Source organism: Nonomuraea rosea, assembly GCF_039539705.1.
GTDB classification, from domain to species: Bacteria; Actinomycetota; Actinomycetes; order Streptosporangiales; family Streptosporangiaceae; genus Nonomuraea; species Nonomuraea rosea.
The window spans coordinates 1-4,998 of record NZ_BAABDQ010000104.1 but is presented as its reverse complement, the minus strand read 5'-3'; the positions used below and the strand labels follow the sequence as shown (position 1 = coordinate 4,998).

Genomic DNA, 4,998 nt, shown 5'->3' with positions numbered 1-4,998 from the left:
CCTGTCCACGGCCATGCGCAGAGCCTCGGCCCGTCGTTGACAGCTCTCACTGGAGAGGCATACCTTCGGTTTTGACAGCTTCTCAACTTTTGTCAAAGTGATAATCCATGGTCATCAATGAACAAGATCGCGAGCAGGCGATCCTCGACGCCGCGGCCGGCCTGCTGTGCAGGTTCGGCTACAACAAGCTGACGATGGGCGACGTCGCCGACGCCGTGGACCTTCACCGCGGCCTGGTCTACCTGCGCTTCAAGTCCAAGGACGAGCTGGTGGCGGCGGTGCTGGCCCGCGAGATGCGCCGCTACGCCGACGGGTGGCGGGAGCACCTGGAGTCGGACCCGCGGGGCGGCAGCGTGGCGAGCGTCTACCGGGCGATGATGAACGCGCTGAAGACCCTGCCGCTGGCCGCCGCGGTCGTCGCGAGGGACGAGGAGCTCTTCGGCAAATACCTGCGCAAGCCGGGCAGTGTCTTCGACCCGCGACGGCACCACTCCTTGAACACCCAGGCGTTCCTGCGGGTGATGCAAGAGGTGGGCGCCATCGAGCCCGACGTCGACACGCGGGCGATGGCCGTCATCTTCGACGCGCTGGCCCCGGCCGTCCGGCGCATGTACCCCGCCGGCCGGACGGCGCCCCACGATGCCGCGCAGCCCTCGTCCGACGAGGTGCTGGAGGCGATGGCGCGGATGTTCGAGCGCGCCCTGCCTCCTGTCGACGACGCCGCGCTCGCGGCCGGCAAGGCCGTCCTGCTCAGCGGCCTCGACCAGGCCATCGCCGACTCCGCCGACCAGGCCCTGGCCGACTCCGACGGCGAGCCGGTTCACCACGAAGGAGACATGCCATGAACAACAAGGACGACCCCCTCGTCCTGGCCCTGGACGACGCCCACGGCGCCACGCTGGAGCAGGCGGGAGGCAAGGGCTCGTCGCTGGCCCGGATGGCCGCCGCCGGGCTGCCGGTCCCCCCGGGCTTCCACCTGACCACGGCCGCCTACCGCCACTTCGTCGCCGTACACGGCCTCCAGGAGAGCATCCTGCAGGCCGCCGCGACGGCCGCGCCCGACCGGCCCGCCACCTGCGAGGCCGCGGCTGAGAAGATCGCCGGCCTCATGGCCGGGCAGCCGATGCCCGAGGAGGTCGCGCAGGCGATCAGCACCGCCTACGCGCGGCTGGGCGAGGACGTGGCGGTCGCCGTACGCTCCTCCGCCACCGCCGAGGACCTGCCGGAGATGTCGTTCGCCGGACAGCAGGAGACCTACCTCAACATCCGCGGCGAGGCCGCGGTGCTGGACGCGGTCAAGCGCTGCTGGGCCTCGCTGTGGACGGGGCGGGCCATCGGCTACCGCGCCCGCCAGGGCATCGACTCGGCCGACGTCAGCCTGGCGGTCGTGGTGCAGGAGCTGGTGCCCGCGGACGCGGCCGGCGTCATGTTCACGGCCAATCCCCTGACGGGCGACCGCGACCAGGTCATGATCAACGCGGCCTGGGGGCTGGGCGAGGCGATCGTCAGCGGGCAGGTCACGCCCGACACGCTCGTCGTCGCCAAGTCCGATGGCGAGATCATCCGGCACGACGTCAGTGACAAGCAGCTCATGACCGTACGCACGCCCACCGGCACCCACGAGGAGCCGGTCCCCGCGGGCAGACGGGACCAGGCGGTGCTCGGCCCGGAGCAGGCCGTCACTCTGGCCCGCGCCGCCGCCACAATCGAGGAGCTGTACGGGCGGCCGATGGACATCGAGTGGGCCATGCGCGACGACCGGCTCTTCATCGTCCAGGCCCGGCCGATCACCGCCCTGCCGGACGCCGCCCCCGTGACGTGGGAGCTGCCCGACCCCAAGGGCAGATACGTGCGGGCCAGCGTCACCGAGCTGCTGCCGGATCCGCTGTCCCCGCTCTTCGCCACGCTGGGAGTCCCCGCCTGGGAGAAGACCACACTGGACTTCTACCGGGAAGCGCGGCTGGCGTACTTCGACGAACCGCTGGCCGTCATCAACGGCTACCTCTACTACAACGTCCGCTACACACCCGGCCTGCTGGCGCGGATGGCCGTGGCGCAGCCGCGGTTCCTCACGGTCACCCTGCCGCGACGCCTGCGGAGCGCGCCGGACCGCTGGCGGCGGGCCCACGCGCGATATACGGCGCTCACGGAACGACTCCAGGCGATCGACGTGTCCGGTGTTCCGGCTGCCGAGCTGCTGGAGAAGGCGCGGGAGATCGTCGAGGAGGCCTCCCGCTACTACCTCACCATCCAGAGCGGCGTCCTGCCCGCGGCCTACATCAGCGAGTCCATGTTCACCTCCGTGTACAAGCTCGTCAGGCGCCGCGCCGACCCGCCGCCGCTGACGTTCCTGCTGGGCTTCGACAGCAAGCCGGTACGCGCCGAGCAGGAGCTCTACGACCTGGCCCGCTGGGTCCGCGAGCAGCCGGAACTGGCCGATTGGACACCCGGAGAAGAACCGGCTCAGGAGGAGTTCGAGCGGCGGCTGGCCGCGTACCTGGCCGCGTTCGGTGACACGGTCTACGACCTCGACTTCGCCAAGCCGCTGCCCGCCGAGGACCCGGCGCCGCTGTTGCAGACCCTTGAGTTCTTCCGTACCGGCCAGGCCCCGGATCCGCACGCCCGCCGGCGCGCCGCCGAGCGGAAGCGCGAAGACGCGGTCGCCGCGTTACGCGCGCGCCGCCCTGGCCCCCTGCGCGCGCTGGCGCTGCGCCTGCTGCGCTGGGCCCAGACGATGGCCCCGCTGCGCGAGGACGCGCTCGCCGGCGTCGGCCTGGGCTGGCCGGCCGTACGGCGGCTGCTGCGCGAGCTCGGCGGCCGGCTGACCGCGGCCGGTGCGATCGCGGACCGGGACGAGGTGTTCTGGCTGCGGCTCGACGAGCTGCGGGACGCGGTCCGAGCGCTCGACGACGGCCGTGCCCCGGTGCCCGCGCACGCCGCCGTGGCCGAGCGGCGGGCCTCCTGGCAGGCGCGGCGAAAGGTCCCGCCACCCCATCTGCTCCCCGTCGGCGCGACGAAGATCGCCGGGATCGACATCTCCAGGCTGCTGCCCGCGCAGCACGTACCGGAGCCGGGAGGGGCCATCAAGGGCGTGCCGGGCAGTCCAGGTCGGGTGACCGCCCCTGCCCGGGTCATCCACGGCCCCGAGGAGTTCGGCCGGATGCGGCAGGGAGACGTCCTGGTCGCCAAGATCACCACTCCGGCCTGGACGCCGCTGTTCGCCCTGGCCTCGGCGATCGTCACCGACGTCGGGGGCCCGCTCAGCCACAGCTCGATCGTGGCCCGCGAGTATCACATCCCCGCCGTCCTGGGCACCGGCGTGGCCACCGAGCACCTGATCGACGGCCGGCAGATCATCGTCGACGGCGACGCGGGAACGGTGACCCCGGTCGCGGACGGATCCGCGGAATGAGCGCCACGACCAGGACCGAGGTCATCCCCCTGTGGCCGGGGCCGCACGACCCGGCCGCGTACGGGCACGAAGCCCTGATCAGCCGCGGCCAGGGCGGCGCGGGCGTCACCGCGATCCGCAACGTCACCGTTCCCACGCTGACCGTCCACGCCCCGGATCCGCCGGACGCGAACGGCACCGCCGTCGTCGTGTGCCCCGGCGGCTCCTTCGTCACCCTCACCCACGGCACGGGGACCGCCATCGCCGAACGGCTGGCCGGGCACGGCATCACCGCGTTCGTCCTCAGGTACCGGCTCCTGCCCTCACCCGTCCGCGACGAGGACCTCCGGGGAAGCTGGGGGCAGGCGCTGAGCATGGACGCCATCAAGGCGCAATCCCACGTGGCGGCCGAGGACGTCAAGCTGGCGGTCCCGGCCGTGCGCGAGCGGGCCGCCGCCTGGGGCGTGGACCCGCGGCGCGTCGGCGTCCTGGGCTTCTCCGCGGGCGGCCTGCTCACGATCACCGCCGCGACGGGCTACGACGGCGCATCCGGCCGTCCCGACCACGTCGCGGCGATCTACGGGCCGCCCTGGCATCCGTACGAGGTGCCGCGCGACGCGCCGCCGCTGTTCATCGCCTTCGCCGGTGACGACGAGGGCGAGGGCGTGGTCGCGGGCAACCTCAGGTTGTACGGGGACTGGCGGGCCGCCGGCCGCTCCGTCGAGCTGCACGCCTACGCCGAGGGCGGCCACGGATTCGCGCTGGAGGCGCGCGGGCTGCCGTGCGACACCTGGATGGAACGCTATCTCGGCTGGCTCGCCGCCCAGGGTTTCTGAGGCCTGCTGCATTCGTAATCTTCTGCCCTGATACTGGTGCCGCGGAAAACGGGGACGGGGTTCAGGGAGGAGCCGGGGTGGAAGCCAAGGGTCAGTCAGCCGAAATCATGATCGCGGAGGCGCGTAAGGCGTTATGGGTGATGGTCGGGTTCCTCGCCCTCATCTGGCTCCTGCAAATCGCGAACTGGGCATCGGGCTACGCGCTCGGCTACGAGTACGGCCTGCGGGCCTGGAACCTGACGAGCCTGCCGGACATCGTGTCGTCGCCATTCCTGCATTGGAGCTGGGAACACATCGAGTTCAACTCAGGTCCGCTGTTCGTCTTCGGTTTCCTGTCGGCCTATCGGGGCGTCAGGAAGTTCCTGTCCGTGACGGCTCTCATCATCGTGGTCAGCGGCCTCGGCGCCTGGTTCATGGCCGCGCCCGGCACCGTCGGCGCGGGTGCGAGCGGCGTCGTCTTCGGTTATTTCGGGTACGTGCTCGTGCGCGGCGCGTTCGACCGGCACCTGATCGACATCGTGGTGGGCGTGGTCATGGCCCTGTGCTTCGCCTATCAATTCACCGGGCTGCTGCCGCAGGAAGGCATCGGCTGGCAGGCTCATCTGTTCGGCTTCCTCGCCGGGGTGGCGGGCGGCTGGTTGTTCCGCGACCGCCGTACGGGAAAGGCGGCGGCCGCCCCGCCGCCGAATTCGCGGGACGCGCTGCGGAAAGAATTGGACGACCTCGGCCTCTGAACCGGCCTGCCCGCTCGGGAAACACCGGGCTTGAAGA

General features: G+C 71.5%; 4 protein-coding genes. All 4 read left to right on the top strand.

The genetic code is table 11. The features are described 5' to 3' along the window. Positions 1 to 107: 107 nt before the first annotated feature. The 4 genes from ABEA43_RS67485 (at position 108) to ABEA43_RS67470 (ending at position 4,961) form a co-directional block, all read left to right on the top strand. A complete protein-coding gene (locus ABEA43_RS67485; RefSeq protein WP_345581428.1) occupies positions 108 to 845 on the top strand; it encodes a TetR/AcrR family transcriptional regulator in 738 nt (245 codons plus the stop codon). Further along, positions 842 to 3,412, top strand: coding sequence for a PEP/pyruvate-binding domain-containing protein (locus ABEA43_RS67480; RefSeq protein ID WP_345581425.1), 2,571 nt, complete (start codon positions 842 to 844; stop codon positions 3,410 to 3,412). Before ABEA43_RS67485 ends, ABEA43_RS67480 begins: the two co-directional genes overlap by 4 nt. Next, positions 3,409 to 4,227: an alpha/beta hydrolase gene (locus ABEA43_RS67475; protein ID WP_345581422.1), complete on the top strand. Its 819-nt coding sequence runs from the start codon at positions 3,409 to 3,411 to the stop codon at positions 4,225 to 4,227. The genes ABEA43_RS67480 and ABEA43_RS67475 overlap by 4 nt, the downstream gene beginning before the upstream one ends. A 77-nt stretch (positions 4,228 to 4,304) precedes the next feature. Next, entirely contained in the window at positions 4,305 to 4,961 is a 657-nt protein-coding gene (locus tag ABEA43_RS67470; RefSeq protein ID WP_345581419.1) for a rhomboid family intramembrane serine protease, read from the top strand. Positions 4,962 to 4,998 lie beyond the last annotated feature (37 nt).